This window comes from Bacillus sp. B4EP4a (assembly GCF_006680105.1).
GTDB classification, from domain to species: domain Bacteria; phylum Bacillota; class Bacilli; order Bacillales; family DSM-1321; genus Peribacillus; species Peribacillus simplex_E.
Map to the genome: position 1 here is coordinate 32,396 of NZ_VHIK01000014.1, position 14,026 is coordinate 46,421.

Sequence of the window (14,026 nt, forward strand, 5' to 3'; positions counted from 1 at the left end):
TAGTCATATATAGTATTCCCTCTATCAGCTGATTTAAACAAAAGCATCCTTTTGAGAGAGTAGTTTCGCTTTTATTCATCATCGCCCAGGCTTTCAATATACTTTATGCTTTCGGGATTTTTCACCACTTTTTCAGCTTGATCCGGGTCAGCTTTCTTTTGCTTCATATTGTAAAGTTTATATGTCAGCACTCTTTTCACTGACTCGTTAATTCTATCGATTGGAACTTCCCCTGCTTTCACTGCTTGGAGTAATCCGTTATATACTTCAAGCTCATGGGAATATTCATGACAGACAAGTAATAAATCAGCTCCTGCAAGGATTGCCTGCTTCCCCATCTCTTCATAGGAGTAATACTTGTTCACAGCACCCATTTCCAAATCGTCGGTAACGACAAGTCCTTCATATTTGAGTTTCCCACGAAGCAGTTCTTCTATGATGATTTTAGAAAGGCTTGCTGGTTTTTCTTTATCATAGGCTGGATATTTAATGTGGGTCACCATCACGAAAAACTTTTGGTTATCCATTTCACTTATGATTTTCTTGAAAGGATAAATATCCGAATTTTCCAGATCCAGTTGGTTTGCCTCCACGGAGGATGTTTCGACATGCGGATCGATTTCGCTGCGTCCGTTTCCAGGAAAGTGCTTCAATGCACCAGTTATCGATACATCGTTCAAGCCTTGAATGGCTTTCTTTCCGTATTGATAGACCTTTTCGGGATCTTTCCCAAATGAACGTTTATCCGTTTGCGATAGATCTAGTACAGGGGCGAAATTAATGTTAATCCCCATGGATCCAAGTTCTGTTCCATTCAATTTGGCAACTTTGTACACTTCTTCAATAGATGCATTTTTTCCAAGATCCTGTTGCGCCGGGAGTGGCGATACCCTTTCCTTCATCCTGATGATGTCCCCGCCTTCCTGATCGATGGCCACCATCAACGGAAGCGAATGTGTACTTTGATTGGCCGTTTGCTGAAGCGAATTGGATAACCTGGCCACTTGTTTAGGTGATTTCATATTGCGGTCAAAATAAATGACGCCTCCTATATGTTTTTGTTCGATAAGTTCCGTAATTTCATTGCCCTTTTCAGTTCCCTTGAAACCGACCATCATAAGCTGCCCGATTTTTTCTTCAAGCGTCATTTTTTTCAGCAATTGTTCTATTTTCTCATGACTATCCGCTTCGGCGTCTTTCCCTTTTCCCTCTCTGGAATTCACATTGATATTCAACTGAATGAACAATATTGAAAAAGCGAGGATTGCGATGAAAAGCAGTCCTATATAAATTTTTTTATTCTTCATGATTTGACCTTCATTGACATTTTCTCTGTCCTTCCTTGATTGCCCTTTTTGATTTCGATGCACACTTCTTAATCATGTTCATAAAGTGTCAATTCTATATCATCAATGCGTATTTTTTTTGCATAAAGCATTAGCCACGCACCATACTACAAACATAGCCTAATTAAAAGGAGATGCCCCCCCATGAACGGAATGTTGAAGAATCTTGCCGTCACCTTCAGTCATGCAGTCGATTATGCAAAAGAAAAAATAACAGCCTTTACAGGAACAACCCCTGTTACGATAGCGGAATTGAGTGAGCACATCATCAATCAGCCTGAAACAAAACTAATCAGGAAAAACCTTTTAGGGATACCTTTTTCTTTTTATCATTTACAAAAAGAAGACGTTACGTACTATTTGGAAATGAAAAGCTCACAGGTTCTTCAGTTGGATGTTCAAGCGCATAATCATCCGATTGTGTCTTACAGGTCTTATCGAGATAAATCCAGCTTGCCCACGGCCATTAGATTTCCTAAAACCCTTTTATCCGAATGACACTTTGGTACAAATATAAAAAAGCTGATATTCCCTGCAATGGGGATATCAGCTTTTTTTCTTATAGGGAGAAAAACCGTTCTCTTTCACTTGAAATCCAATTCTCGGTATCTTCTTCATCCTTTTTAACCAAGCGGTTAACGAGGATATCATGCCAAATGTAATTTTCGAGAAAATTGATATGAATGGGATCATCTGTGTAGAACGCCGTTTCCCTCGTTTCCGGGGAGGGGCCGTAAATCGTCTCCTTGCCATCGATGGATAAGATGAACCATTTGTTTTCTCCGATATTTTCCACATAGCTTGTTTTGCGATGTATATCTATACCTGATAATGGGTTTTCAACCTGAAATGCAATTCCCTTGAGAGTGCAATGCGCAGCAATCCCTTTTAGCTCTTGTTCAAGATTTCCATACATCTCGTCCCATAAGGAAACCACCACCCTTTTCTCGGCCTTTTGAATCAAAGTACGGCAAAAGGAAAGGATGTGCCCTTCACCCTTAAGGGTCATTACACGATTGTCGGACATCGGTTCGATTTTCTCGAATTGTTTCAGTGTATGGCTGATGGATTGATAGGTATCGTTCCATTTTGATTGGACAGATTCCAGAAACACATCGACTGGTAGCGGTGAATATTGTATCGAGTCATTGATTTCCTCTTTTAAGACGATTCCTTCTTCTTGCAGTCCATTTAATATTTCATAGATACGGGCCCTGGGAATTCCTGATTCCTTGCTTACTTGATAGGCACTGGTTGGACCTTGGCGAACCAAAGAAACATAAGCCTTTGCTTCATATTGACTAAACCCGAGAGACTGTAGTTTTTGAATGATATCTTGCATAGTACCTCCTAGTGCTTTTAGTAAGTTATATGCCTATCATACCAAATCTCTTATCGAAATCTATTCGATTTCAAATGGTATGACTCATAATGTTCTTATTTACAGAACGGTTTTTATTAGTTACTATCTAAATAGTGACTAAACAAAAAAACTTGGGTTATGGCTTCAGCATAACAAGCATTTCAGCCATAATGCCATTGATACGGAGGCTTCTTGGATGGAGGATATACATATTTCAACACTCTTGCTGCTGATGTTTTTCGGATTTTTGGCAGCATTCATTGATTCTGTGGTAGGCGGCGGAGGCCTGATTTCCATACCCGCTTTATTATTTTCAGGACTTCCCCCTTCTCAAGCGATCGCAACGAATAAGCTAGCAAGTTCCATGGGATCTTTAACAAGTACCATTGCCTTCATTCGCTCAGGTAAGGTTGATTTTCGATTGGTTTCCAAACTTTTTCCACTGATTTTCATAGGTTCCCTGCTAGGCGCTTGGGTTGTTAATTTCGTCTCGCCTGAATTATTAAAGCCAATGATCTTGGTCCTATTAATAGCTATTGCCATTTATACCTTTTTTAAAAAGGACTGGGGACAGAAATCGACTTACCATAAACTCACATGGCAAAAGGCTGCACTATTTGCGTTAGCTATATTTGCCATTGGTTTTTATGATGGGTTTTTGGGCGCTGGAACGGGATCTTTCATTCTGTTTGCCTTTTTAATGATTGGCTTTGATTTTTTGCACTCTGCAGGAAATGCAAAATTTTTGAACTTCGGAAGCAATCTGGCAGCACTGATCATGTTCATATTCCTTGATACCGTCAACTTTTCCTATGGAATACCGATGGGGATCTCCATGATAGCAGGTGCATTGGCCGGATCTAAATTCGCCATTAAAAAGGGAGTGGCATATGTAAGGGTATTATTTATCATAGTAACCGTCATTCTGATCTTGAAAAATATAATGGATTATTTAATGGGCGGCTAATTTTTAGAATACAGCACATGTTCCCGCCACAGAATGTGACATATAGGAATTATTTGGGTATATGATAGGTATAGACTGTGTGGGAAGGTGTGATTGGATGATTGAAAAGTGGAATGGCGAAGAAATAGCAGATGTATCGGGGCAAACCATTGTGATTACTGGTGCAAATAGTGGAATTGGCTTCGAAACGGCTTTTGCACTGGCCGGTAAGGGGGCAGAGATCATCCTTGCAGTCCGGAATGCTTCGAAGGGTGAAAAGGCAGTCGATAGAATCTTATCGGTCCATCCTAAAGCAACTGTACACGTGATGCAGCTGGATTTAAGTGATTTAAGCAGCATTCGGCATTTTGCTGATTCCTTTCAGGAAAACTATGACTCTCTATCCGTCCTCATCAATAACGCAGGTGTGATGATTCCGCCATACAGTAAGACGAAAGATGGTTTCGAACTACAATTCGGCAGCAATCATCTCGGCCATTTTGCTTTGACAGGACTCCTTCTTCCGCGTATCCTTTCTACGCCAAAATCGCGTGTGGTCACATTGAGCAGCTTGGCCGCCATCAATGGATTTATAGACTTCGAAAACCTAAATGGTGAAAACGGTTATAAAGCGATGAAATACTATGGGCAAAGCAAGCTGGCCAATCTGCTCTTCGCCCGCGAATTACAGAATAAATTCAACCAGCATGATGCAAACCCAATAAGCATTGCCTGTCACCCGGGCCTTTCCCATACTAATCTCATGTCTCGCGGATCTGGCAAACCCATAAATAGATTCGTGCATTTTCTTTCGAAAACCATCACCCAGCCGGCGAGTATGGGAGCATTGCCTACCCTTTATGCCGCAACGGAACCAACATTAACAGGCGGGGAGTATATCGGACCCGATGGAAAGAAGAGCAGAAAAGGCTTTCCGAGAAAAGATGATATCATCGATTCCTTATATAATGAAGAAACCTCGAAAAGATTATGGGATATTTCAGAAACCTTGACAGAGGTCAAATATCGTTTCACTGAAAGCATGACGCCAAAATGACTCTATCATTCCCCTGTTTTCACTCATGATCAGTGCAAAAAGAAAGAGGGAGCATAATGCCCCCTCTTTTCGCTTTCATCATTCAGCGTCAAAAATTTCGACTTTTTCCATTTTGTCGCCATTTTTCATAGCTTTGGCTGTTTCAAGTCCAGATGTCACTTTACCGAATACTGTGTGAACACCGTTAAGATGCGGTTGTGGTTCATGCACGATAAAGAATTGGCTTGAGCCTGTGTCTTTTCCGGCATGTGCCATCGATAGGCTTCCAGCCTCATGTTTGTGAGGGTTTCCTTCTGTTTCACATTTGATTTGCTTGCCGCTTCCGCCTGCACCTGTACCTGTTGGATCTCCGCCTTGGCTTACGAAACCAGGGATGACACGGTGAAAGACTACACCATTATAAAAACCTGTGTTTGCTAAGTTTTCGAAGTTAGCCACTGTGTTCGGTGCTTCGTTCGGGAAAAGGTCGAATTCGATCTTTTCTCCATTTGCCATAAGTATGTATCCTTTTTTAGCCATGTAAAACATCTCCTTTAATATGAACTGAATCAAATCTAATAGTACCATTTTTAGAAGCAGAAAGAAAAGCAAGCGCTACTTATTTCGAATTGTATCATTATACATTCCTATATTTTTTCTTTTATAATGGGGTAGATTCATTATTATAAGGGGGAACGAACCATGATACAGCAATTTGATGCATTAGTCGTGAACAAGCAAGATGATCAATTCACCGTTAACATTCAGCAACTATCACTTGATGATCTACCTCAAGGGGAAGTGCTCATCCGTGTTCATTATTCCGGTGTGAACTATAAAGATAGCCTTGCAGCAATTCCAAATGGAAACATTGTCAGCAGCTATCCGATCGTTCCGGGAATTGACATGGCTGGTGTTGTCGTTTCATCTGAGGATTCCCGCTTTAAAGAAGGAGACGAAGTCATTGCGACCTCCTACGGAATTGGCGTTTCCCAATCAGGGGGCTATAGTCAATTTGCCCGCGTTCCTGCAGAGTGGATCGTCCCGCTTCCTGATGGCCTTACAATGAAAGAGGCGATGATCATCGGAACGGCCGGTTTCACTGCAGCCTTATCGGTTCTGCGACTGGAAGAAAATAACCTCACCCCTGAGCAAGGGAGCGTTCTCGTCACTGGTGCAACTGGCGGGGTCGGCAGTTTCGCAGTCTCGATCCTTTCCAAACTTGGCTATTCCGTTGAGGCGAGTACAGGAAAAGATTCGGAACATGGATATTTGAAGGAAATCGGCGCGGCGACCATTGTATCGCGTGAAGATGTATATGATGGCAAGCTGCGGGCACTGGGCAAACAGAAGTGGAGCGGGGCGGTAGATCCCGTCGGCGGTGAACCGTTAGCTTCAGTCCTTAGCCAAATCAAGTATGGCGGAGCTGTGGCGGTCAGTGGATTGACAGCTGGTACAAGCCTGCCAGCCACCGTCTTTCCATTCATCCTAAGAGGGGTTAATCTACTTGGGATCGATTCAGTCAATTGCCCGATGGATACAAGATTGAAAGTTTGGCATCGCCTTGCCACCGACTTTAAACTCGAAAAATTAGAACAGCTCATTCAACAGGAAATTACACTTGAAGAATTGCCTGACGTACTTCCTACCCTATTAAAAGGGGAAGCAAGAGGCAGGACGATCGTTAAGCTATAAACCAAAAAAGTGACGAGAGCATAGCTTCTCGTCACTTTCATTGTGAACTTTCATTGATGGGAAGACTGATATCTACAATCGTCCCTTCTCCCACTTCGCTGCTGAAATGAATTTCCCCATTATGCTCATGGATGATTTTAGTACTGACCATGAGCCCAAACCCCGTTCCTTTTTCAGAGGTGCTATAAAAAGGCTGCCCTAGATGCTCCATGCGCTCATTTGAGATTCCGCAGCCTGAATCAATGAATCGGATCATCGCAGAGTCTCCTCCATGGTATAACTGTATATGAAGTTTGCCGCCATTCGGCATGGCTTCTATCGCATTATTGACGACATTCGTGAATACTTGTTTTAACTGATTCGGTTCGCCAAAGACAGATGCCGAATCCGTATTATATTCCTTGATGATTTCAACATCATTCAAAATCGCTTGTAACTCGGCTAACGTAATCACACTATCCAATATATCGTTAAGCTGGATGTATTCACAAACCTTCGCTTCAGGCTCTGCTAAACTTAAAAATTCATTGGCCAGGGTTTCAATTTTTTCCACTTCGCTGACCGTCATTTCAAGATAGTCCTTTTGCTCAGGATTTTCCCTTAATAATTGTAAAAATCCTTTGACCGTAGTTAATGGATTTCTTAATTCGTGCGCGATACCCGCAGCCATCTGTCCTACCGCTGATAACATATTGGATTTACAGAGCATCTCATCGGTCTTTTTACGCTCCGTAATATCCCTGCAGAATACCTGTATGGCCGGTTGACCTTTATAAATAATCGGAAGACCGAGTGTTTCTCCATAAAATACTTGTCCGTCAAGTCGAATGAACTTTTGTTCCAGTAAACCAACCGCCTGATGATCATCTCTCATGATATCGATTCTTCTTTGGACACTTTCCCGGGACTCCAGGTGAACGAACTGAAAAACCGATTTACCGATAATATCTTCCACACTATCCATCCCAAGCATTTTTGCCCCCATGGGATTCATATACTCGATGATCCCATTGCGATGTACAAAAATCGCTTCAGGTGACACCTCCACTAAACTGCGATACCTTTGCTCACTTTCCTTCAAGGCAGCTTCAGCAAGTTTTTGATTCGTGATATCCCGATAAACGAAAACCAGAGCGCACGGCTCATTTTCATCATCCCGAATATTGAACAGGGAGATGCTTACATCGATTAACTGGCCATCCTTCCTTAGCCTGACCGTTTCAAAGCCTTTCTTTTGTACCCCTGCCTTAATCTGGTCATGCAATTCATTGACTGATTCCTTCAAGAAATCAGGAATAATAGGAAACGGCATGCCAATGAGCTCATCATTCGTCCAACCGAAAAACTCTTCAAAAGCTGCATTCACTTGAAGGGTCTTTCCTTCCAGATCAACAATGGAAATGGCGTCCGGGTTGTTCTCCATGAAAGACTTAAATTTCTCGGTATTATCCTCCGGCTGTACTCCCATTTGCCCTTGTCCATAATTAATAAGCCTTTTACTCATCAATTTTTTATTCCTTTCTTATCCGGAAATTTACAGTCTCAATTTTACAGTATCAGTAAATCATTTGCCAGTTTTATCATATGATTTTTCCTAGTTAAAGACTGATGCACAAAGAGGCCAAACCTCCATAAGGTTCAGCCTCCTCCTTAAAATGTATTATAAATGTTCGGACATTCTGTACCTGTTGGTTCATAAAAGCAATGAAGCTTGAAACGCCCAACCAGGGGCTGATTATACCAGGTTGCCGGACAATCTCCCGGTGGCCTGAAGTACCATAGGCTAAATTTCGAGGGCCATAGCCTTTCACCATTTACGTTCCGGCGCGCAAGCCTTTTTTCCCTATCCCTTGCCCGCTGATAAAAATACCCCTTCTGTACAGCTTCAAAGGCATGCTCCTGATAAACCATATCTGGAATCGTCCTCAACCCTATGAAATCGGAACAATTCGACCTAATCCGATTGACCCCTACATTACCGATCATCAACATGCCTTGATCACCTTCACCCTCACCTTCCGCCCTAAGCAATCTTGCCAATAAGGCAATATCGGCATCCGTGTGCTTAACAACGGCCATTCCATCACCTCCACTTTTTTATCCTATGTCTTGGAGATGGAAAAATACTCCGTTTATTAACAAAATCTTCATAGATAGTACACGTCCTATCAATAATACAACCCTATACTTAAGTAAGGCTGGATAGCACGCGTGGCTATCATGGTATTTGGCGAAGGCGGGGCCGATACTTTCTTTATACATAAAAAAAAGGCGACACACAATGTGCCGTCTTTTATCTTGTCATTCTTTCGCTTCAAATGCCGCTTCAAACGCCAATGATACCTTTTCGAACTCTTCATCCGATTCGATATCGAGCAGTTCACCTTCGCCTTCGACCCTGAAAAAGAAAATATCGATATCTTCATCTGTATCCTCTTCAATATCTTCAAGCAAACCTACTGCTACATATTCCGTTCCTTCTACATCCAATGATCCTAAAACCTCAACTTCATGGCCCTCATCGCTGTCATCAGTAAGGGTGAAAACTTCACCTTCACGAATTTTTCCCATACTACCTCTCCTTTCATATCCATTAATAATGGAGTTGTTTCAATAAGTATATCGACTATTCCATTTAGAAACAAATTTTGGCCCTGGAAAATGCTTAATTTCATTCTTTCCAAGAATAGAATCTATCAAGAAAAATTATGGAAGAAAAATATTATAACATAAGCCATTTATCATTTTTTAAGTATTCACCAATACTTTCCCTATATTAACATCATTTAAAAAATTATCTAAAAACGGCTATAAAAATGTAATTTAATTCCGAATATTCTTATATATACTAATATTAGCATTTTGCATCTGGATATAATGAAGGAGGAAGATTTCTTGGCTGTGAAAAGGGTCGATCACATTGGCGTCGTTGTAAAAGATCTTGAAAAATCCATCGCCTTTTATCAAGATGTGCTGGATTTAAAATTAAAAGCACGCATGACTCATACTAATGGGGTAATCGAACTGGCATTCCTGGGTTACGAAGAGTCGGACGAAACAGAAATAGAATTGATTCAGGGATATAGCGACACACTGCCATCCGAAGCAACGATCCACCATTTTGCCATTACCGTGGATGATATCGAGGAAGAATATGCCCGGATCAAAAGCTTGGATAACACTGAGCTGATTGATGAAGAGATAGTCACCCTTCCAAATGGCTATCGCTATTTCTACGTATATGGCCCGGAAAAAGAGTGGATTGAATTTTTCCAAAGGTAAAAAGCAGAGTCTTAGAGACTTCTGCTTTTTTAACGTTCACTCTACAAGCCGCTTCGTCAATGTTCAACAAAGTTTACAGTCAAAAACCCTTTTTTTACCAGTATCCCTTGTTTAACTTAGGCTCCTTTTTGTATGAATGATTTCCATAAAAAGTGAATGAAAGAAAGACTATTAAATCACCTTTCACCTCCCCACTTCACCAGCTTGACTTTTTGACACCCGGCAGTTGCCCTTTATGAGCAAGCTCCCTAAAAACGATACGTGACATGTTGAATTTGCGCATATATCCACGGGGCCTCCCCGTTACTCCACAACGATTGTGGACCCTTGTCGGCGAGGAGTCACGCGGGAGTTTGGCCAATGCGGCATAATCCCCTTTCTCCTTCAATTCCTTTCTAAGTTGTGCATACTTTTTGACCATTGCCAGCTGTTTTTCCGCTTTTATCACCTTGGATTTTTTCGCCATTTATATTCTCCTTTTTAAAGATCTTTTTTTTATAGATTCTATAAACTATTCACAATTCGTTCCGCTGTCTGTCTTGCTCCCGATATATTCCTCGATATCGGGAGCATGTTCACCAATTGTATGGATGGAGAACGTAAATATGGCATTGCAAAGAATTCCGTACAATGCAGCCATCATCATACTCGAATGCCTCCGCCAATAATAATCCATTCCAACATGAACTTCCCGCCTTTTACATCCATCTCTGCAATAAAACATAATCATTACGATTTAAACCTCAAAATTACTTCGTTTCACGGTGTAGCGTGTGTTTCTTTAATCGCGGACAGTACTTTTTCAATTCGATCCTGTCCGGGTTATTCCGCTTGTTTTTCGTCGTGATATAATTTCGATCCCCTGATTCTGTGCATGCTAAAGTAATGTTTACTCTCATTTTTGTTTCCTCCTAACGTTTTTTAATGAACGATTTCCGTAAATGCAGGCAATCGATCTTCATACAGAGACCAATCCTGCTGCAACTCAATTTCCGTTAATAAGCATTGATCTAATTCAGTTTCGATTTCCTGCTGATTCATTTGAATGCCAATCATCACCAGCTCCGTCATCCTGTCACCGTATACTGCATTCCACCGTTCCAATAATTCAGGTGCTTCCTTTAAAATTCGGCGCTGTTCTTCCTCAGGGTATGCTGCAATCCATTTACCGGCTGCTTGTAAAGTTAATGACGGTCCTGCCTGCGACAGCAAGCCTGCCGTATCATTTCTCGATGCCAGCCAAAGGAAGCCCTTTGCCCTCACCACTTGTACGGGCCAGTTTTCTAACCACTCCATTAGCCTCTCGGGATGAAAGGGTATTTTCCTTCTATAAACGAAGGAAGAAATCCCGTACTCCAGGGTCTCCGGAATATGCTCTTCATTCAATTCCTTTATCCAGCCGGCTCCTTGGCTCGCCTCTTCAAAATCAAATAAATGGGTATTCAATACATCCTTTAGCAGCACCTTGGAATGATTTGTTTCGATGATCCTCGCATCCGCATTCATTTTTTGAAGAACCGCTTTCAATTCCTCAACGGCTTCAGCATCAATTAGATCGATTTTATTCAACAGGATGACATTGGCGAACTCTATCTGATCTATTAATAGATCGACCACTTCCCTGCCATCCGCAGCATCAGTTGCCTGCATCCTGTCAATAAGTGTTTCTCCGGAAGTGAAGTCTTGCCAAAAGTTATACCCATCAACAACGGTGACCATCGTATCAAGCCGGCAATATTCCGCTAAATCAATTCCCATGCTTTCATCAACATAGGAGAAGGTTTGGGCTACAGGTACCGGTTCGCTTATCCCAGTCGATTCAATCACGATGTAATCAATGTCCCCTTGCTTCGCCAATTTCTCCACTTCAATCATTAAATCCTCACGAAGCGTACAGCAAATGCAGCCATTCTGCATTTCCACCAGTTTTTCATCCGTCCGGGTAAACCCTCCCTGTTTGACCAGAGAAGCATCAATATTGATTTCACTCATATCATTAACGATGACGGCAACCTTCAGATCATTCCTATTTTCAAGAATATGATTCAAAAGCGTCGTCTTTCCCGCACCAAGGTATCCACTCAATACCGTAACCGGAATTTTCTTCATCTCCATCGCTTCCCACTCCTTTACCTGATACCTTCGCATAAATCAAAATAATTACGATTTAAATACCAAAGCTATCTCTCATGTAAAAACACCCTTTAATAATAAAACGTAATCATTACTATTTGCAAGTTTTTTTCGAAATTACCCCCGAATACTTTTCCTGACAAATTTAATCACGATTGCTTCAATACTGCTGCAGGGAATCACGGATAAATGAAAGGTGCTGACATTCTTCATGAAATTAAAACAAAAATTAAATGGAAGCCCAATCACACATAACATCATGTGTAATGAACCTCCATTGAGTTTTATCATTTAATGTACGTTTGACAAGCTGCTGATCATCTACAACGTTTCATTTTCCAATACATTTTTCTTTTTCTTGTTGCAAATCGAGAAAAAAGTTATTGGTCACTATGCTTATTCCGCCATTTCCCACCCTGAAGATTTTACTGTCTTTTGTTCAAAAGTTTCAATTTCTCTCTGTTTCGCCAGTTTAGAAGCTTGTGACACGGACCACGTTAAATTCCCAAAAGCAATCACTGTCCCGATCGAGATAACTAACACCTTTTTACAAAGTATTTTCTTCAATAGCTTCCTCCTGAGAATGTATTGGAATACTCTAAATATAAACCAACATTGTTAACCTAGCATGGAGCAGCTGTAAATGTACGAAATTATTTTTGGACATATGTAAACTTAAGTTTGCACACAAAAAAGCTGAGTGCATAAGCAGTCAGCTTTTCATAGGTACATCTTATTTATAAAACACTTTGTCGACGTTGTATTTAGCATGAAGCTTATTGATCATGTACGTTTCATAAATTTCACGTTCCATAGCGTCTTCGACTAAAAGAATGTCAATTTTCTTGACTTCATTACGATGCTCTTTAATCGGAGAAACATTATCCTCGAAATGCTTCTTGACCCTTGGTCTTAATTTACGGGCCTTACCGACAAAAATCAGTTCATCATTCTCATTGTAAAACAAGATGATGCCGCCTTTATCACGGGGAATCAAATGAAAATCGATAAACCCGTAAATTTCAGGAATGACAGCTTCATCTCCTTCTATAACTTGCTTTCTTTGTTTGATGCTTATATCCGCTGCAGGGATTTCAATTTTAATCATTACAATTCACGTCCTCTATTTGTATAAAGTGAAACTTTCAATCGGAATCGAAACTCCGGTTTCACGCCAAGCTTATCACTTCAATCTTAAAGGTAAATGGTATCATAATTATGAGTGAAAAGCCATGTATGCCTTGATCGGTTTTGGATTAAATATAAAGAAGAAGACTCGCTGGGAGCCTCCTTCTTTGTCTGAAATATCCGTTACCACCTGTGAGCCTTTGCATTGCTTCTTAGTATAATGTTTGTTTGTGATTCTTGCGTATGGCCATTAACTTGAGAATTTGAACGCTTAGGTCTTGTCCAATTATGGTGAAACTTTTGAGAATGTGGATCTAATTGATCTTTATAGCTCATTCTGTGTCACCTCATCATTAGGATTTGGATATTCCGTTCAGTGATAGTAATCTCCATCACTTGTTCTAGTATTTTATTTTTCCAAGGCATTTATACATATTCTTTAAAAAGCGAATTCAGCTGACTTGCCTTTTGCAAGGACTTCCCCTTCTTCATCCACCGCATCACTTGTCATGACGGATATGCCCTTTATGTTTTCATCATTTAGAATGAAACCAATGTTTCCGCTTTTTGAACCGTTTCCTTCTATTTCACCAGCAAGTTCTTCTAAGTAGATATCATCTTCCCATGTCAGATGTTCTCCTCTGTCCGTTTCAAGGAAAGCAACTGGGGAAAAATTAATTTTTTTATCCGTATTGTTTTTGATTTCCACGTTCATTTTTACGATATCGAAATCTTCATCATGCGTATAGCCGTGGAAGAAATCAATCATGCTGTAATCCGGAGTGGCATGCATCACTTTCATCTCTTTGACCTTAACCTCGATCGGGCCAACATTCACTGTTTCATTCACTTTTTTATAGGCCTTCAAAGTTAATTCGCCTTTTGCATCGGAAACGTTCTGACCGATCTGGTTCAATTTTATATCATCAGGAAGCTGTGGATTCGGAACATAGACATCCTTTTTTACCAGTGGTCGTGCAACTTCCTCTGTTTTTTCTTTAGCTGTCGTTTCTTCTTTGTAAGCTGGTTGTGTATTAAGAGCACCAAATGCAGTTAATAACAGGGCACCAATCATCAGTCTGTTCATTGAATCCCTC

At 40.9% G+C, this 14,026-nt stretch carries 19 protein-coding genes; 5 read left to right on the top strand and 14 right to left on the bottom strand.

Translation table 11 applies throughout. The annotated features are described in order from the left end of the window. Window positions 1–71 precede the first annotated feature (71 nt). Window positions 72–1,307 carry a beta-N-acetylhexosaminidase gene (gene nagZ, locus FNK51_RS07495; RefSeq protein ID WP_141992937.1) on the bottom strand — a complete coding sequence of 412 codons (1,236 nt, stop codon included), beginning with the start codon at window positions 1,305–1,307 and terminating at the stop codon, window positions 72–74. Window positions 1,308–1,490: 183 nt separating this feature from the next. Between nagZ and FNK51_RS07500 the strand changes: the two genes are divergently transcribed. Continuing rightward, window positions 1,491–1,844 (top strand): hypothetical protein, encoded by a 354-nt coding sequence (locus FNK51_RS07500; RefSeq protein WP_141992938.1) that lies wholly within the window; start codon window positions 1,491–1,493, stop codon window positions 1,842–1,844. Window positions 1,845–1,905: 61 nt separating this feature from the next. On the opposite strand, the gene FNK51_RS07505 is transcribed toward FNK51_RS07500, so the two are convergent. Next, entirely contained in the window at window positions 1,906–2,688 is a 783-nt protein-coding gene (locus FNK51_RS07505) for a TrmB family transcriptional regulator (RefSeq protein ID WP_141992939.1), read from the bottom strand. 217 nt (window positions 2,689–2,905) lie between these two features. On the opposite strand from FNK51_RS07505, the gene FNK51_RS07510 reads away from it, so the two are divergent. Next, window positions 2,906–3,676, top strand: a complete 771-nt coding sequence (locus tag FNK51_RS07510; protein ID WP_141992940.1) for a sulfite exporter TauE/SafE family protein — start codon at window positions 2,906–2,908, stop codon at window positions 3,674–3,676. 97 nt (window positions 3,677–3,773) lie between these two features. After that, window positions 3,774–4,712 carry an oxidoreductase gene (locus FNK51_RS07515; RefSeq protein WP_141992941.1) on the top strand — a complete coding sequence of 313 codons (939 nt, stop codon included), beginning with the start codon at window positions 3,774–3,776 and terminating at the stop codon, window positions 4,710–4,712. A gap of 78 nt (window positions 4,713–4,790) precedes the next feature. Here FNK51_RS07515 and FNK51_RS07520 read toward each other — a convergent pair whose 3' ends face one another. Then, entirely contained in the window at window positions 4,791–5,231 is a 441-nt protein-coding gene (locus FNK51_RS07520; RefSeq protein ID WP_141992942.1) for a peptidylprolyl isomerase, read from the bottom strand. Between the two features lie 162 nt (window positions 5,232–5,393). Here FNK51_RS07520 and FNK51_RS07525 point away from each other — a divergent pair, with 162 nt between their 5' ends. Next, the gene (locus FNK51_RS07525; protein ID WP_141992943.1) at window positions 5,394–6,386 is read left to right on the top strand and encodes an NADPH:quinone oxidoreductase family protein; all 993 of its coding nucleotides are present in this window, start codon (window positions 5,394–5,396) and stop codon (window positions 6,384–6,386) included. A gap of 37 nt (window positions 6,387–6,423) precedes the next feature. Here the strand turns inward: FNK51_RS07525 and FNK51_RS07530 are convergent, their stop codons facing one another. From FNK51_RS07530 to FNK51_RS07540, 3 genes are all read right to left on the bottom strand, one after another. Continuing rightward, window positions 6,424–7,890: a PAS domain-containing sensor histidine kinase gene (locus tag FNK51_RS07530; RefSeq protein WP_141992944.1), complete on the bottom strand. Its 1,467-nt coding sequence runs from the start codon at window positions 7,888–7,890 to the stop codon at window positions 6,424–6,426. Between the two features lie 146 nt (window positions 7,891–8,036). Then, window positions 8,037–8,465 (bottom strand): cell wall hydrolase, encoded by a 429-nt coding sequence (locus FNK51_RS07535; RefSeq protein WP_141992945.1) that lies wholly within the window; start codon window positions 8,463–8,465, stop codon window positions 8,037–8,039. A 222-nt stretch (window positions 8,466–8,687) separates the two neighbouring features. Further along, window positions 8,688–8,957, bottom strand: coding sequence for a DUF1292 domain-containing protein (locus tag FNK51_RS07540; protein ID WP_034310405.1), 270 nt, complete (start codon window positions 8,955–8,957; stop codon window positions 8,688–8,690). A gap of 306 nt (window positions 8,958–9,263) precedes the next feature. Here FNK51_RS07540 and FNK51_RS07545 point away from each other — a divergent pair, with 306 nt between their 5' ends. Further along, entirely contained in the window at window positions 9,264–9,668 is a 405-nt protein-coding gene (locus FNK51_RS07545; protein WP_053536686.1) for a VOC family protein, read from the top strand. Between the two features lie 196 nt (window positions 9,669–9,864). Here the strand turns inward: FNK51_RS07545 and rpsN are convergent, their stop codons facing one another. The 8 genes from rpsN to FNK51_RS07575 all read right to left on the bottom strand — a co-directional run bounded on the left by rpsN (window position 9,865) and on the right by FNK51_RS07575 (window position 14,016). Then, the gene (rpsN, locus tag FNK51_RS07550) at window positions 9,865–10,134 is read right to left on the bottom strand and encodes a 30S ribosomal protein S14 (RefSeq protein WP_098372293.1); all 270 of its coding nucleotides are present in this window, start codon (window positions 10,132–10,134) and stop codon (window positions 9,865–9,867) included. A gap of 45 nt (window positions 10,135–10,179) precedes the next feature. After that, window positions 10,180–10,314, bottom strand: coding sequence for a hypothetical protein (locus FNK51_RS27110; protein ID WP_260397954.1), 135 nt, complete (start codon window positions 10,312–10,314; stop codon window positions 10,180–10,182). 103 nt (window positions 10,315–10,417) lie between these two features. Continuing rightward, window positions 10,418–10,567, bottom strand: coding sequence for a 50S ribosomal protein L33 (rpmG, locus tag FNK51_RS07555; RefSeq protein WP_034310390.1), 150 nt, complete (start codon window positions 10,565–10,567; stop codon window positions 10,418–10,420). Window positions 10,568–10,589: 22 nt separating this feature from the next. Then, entirely contained in the window at window positions 10,590–11,783 is a 1,194-nt protein-coding gene (locus tag FNK51_RS07560) for a GTP-binding protein (RefSeq protein ID WP_286178595.1), read from the bottom strand. A gap of 414 nt (window positions 11,784–12,197) precedes the next feature. Further along, window positions 12,198–12,368: a hypothetical protein gene (locus tag FNK51_RS26455; RefSeq protein WP_181762212.1), complete on the bottom strand. Its 171-nt coding sequence runs from the start codon at window positions 12,366–12,368 to the stop codon at window positions 12,198–12,200. 166 nt (window positions 12,369–12,534) lie between these two features. Continuing rightward, window positions 12,535–12,915 (bottom strand): nucleotide excision repair endonuclease, encoded by a 381-nt coding sequence (locus FNK51_RS07565; protein ID WP_170946990.1) that lies wholly within the window; start codon window positions 12,913–12,915, stop codon window positions 12,535–12,537. A gap of 197 nt (window positions 12,916–13,112) precedes the next feature. Continuing rightward, window positions 13,113–13,265 (bottom strand): YpzG family protein, encoded by a 153-nt coding sequence (locus FNK51_RS07570; protein WP_076368068.1) that lies wholly within the window; start codon window positions 13,263–13,265, stop codon window positions 13,113–13,115. A 103-nt stretch (window positions 13,266–13,368) separates the two neighbouring features. Further along, entirely contained in the window at window positions 13,369–14,016 is a 648-nt protein-coding gene (locus FNK51_RS07575; RefSeq protein WP_141992946.1) for a DUF4352 domain-containing protein, read from the bottom strand. Window positions 14,017–14,026 lie beyond the last annotated feature (10 nt).

Coding starts and splice junctions, on each gene's coding strand:
- nagZ (WP_141992937.1), bottom strand. CDS start 1,307: ATGAAGAATAAAAAAATTTATATAGGACTGCTTTTCATCGCAATCCTC.
- FNK51_RS07500 (WP_141992938.1), top strand. CDS start 1,491: ATGAACGGAATGTTGAAGAATCTTGCCGTCACCTTCAGTCATGCAGTC.
- FNK51_RS07505 (WP_141992939.1), bottom strand. CDS start 2,688: ATGCAAGATATCATTCAAAAACTACAGTCTCTCGGGTTTAGTCAATAT.
- FNK51_RS07510 (WP_141992940.1), top strand. CDS start 2,906: ATGGAGGATATACATATTTCAACACTCTTGCTGCTGATGTTTTTCGGA.
- FNK51_RS07515 (WP_141992941.1), top strand. CDS start 3,774: ATGATTGAAAAGTGGAATGGCGAAGAAATAGCAGATGTATCGGGGCAA.
- FNK51_RS07520 (WP_141992942.1), bottom strand. CDS start 5,231: ATGGCTAAAAAAGGATACATACTTATGGCAAATGGAGAAAAGATCGAA.
- FNK51_RS07525 (WP_141992943.1), top strand. CDS start 5,394: ATGATACAGCAATTTGATGCATTAGTCGTGAACAAGCAAGATGATCAA.
- FNK51_RS07530 (WP_141992944.1), bottom strand. CDS start 7,890: ATGAGTAAAAGGCTTATTAATTATGGACAAGGGCAAATGGGAGTACAG.
- FNK51_RS07535 (WP_141992945.1), bottom strand. CDS start 8,465: ATGGCCGTTGTTAAGCACACGGATGCCGATATTGCCTTATTGGCAAGA.
- FNK51_RS07540 (WP_034310405.1), bottom strand. CDS start 8,957: ATGGGAAAAATTCGTGAAGGTGAAGTTTTCACCCTTACTGATGACAGC.
- FNK51_RS07545 (WP_053536686.1), top strand. CDS start 9,264: ATGAAGGAGGAAGATTTCTTGGCTGTGAAAAGGGTCGATCACATTGGC.
- rpsN (WP_098372293.1), bottom strand. CDS start 10,134: ATGGCGAAAAAATCCAAGGTGATAAAAGCGGAAAAACAGCTGGCAATG.
- FNK51_RS27110 (WP_260397954.1), bottom strand. CDS start 10,314: ATGATGATGGCTGCATTGTACGGAATTCTTTGCAATGCCATATTTACG.
- rpmG (WP_034310390.1), bottom strand. CDS start 10,567: ATGAGAGTAAACATTACTTTAGCATGCACAGAATCAGGGGATCGAAAT.
- FNK51_RS07560 (WP_286178595.1), bottom strand. CDS start 11,783: ATGGAGATGAAGAAAATTCCGGTTACGGTATTGAGTGGATACCTTGGT.
- FNK51_RS07570 (WP_076368068.1), bottom strand. CDS start 13,265: ATGAGCTATAAAGATCAATTAGATCCACATTCTCAAAAGTTTCACCAT.
- FNK51_RS07575 (WP_141992946.1), bottom strand. CDS start 14,016: ATGAACAGACTGATGATTGGTGCCCTGTTATTAACTGCATTTGGTGCT.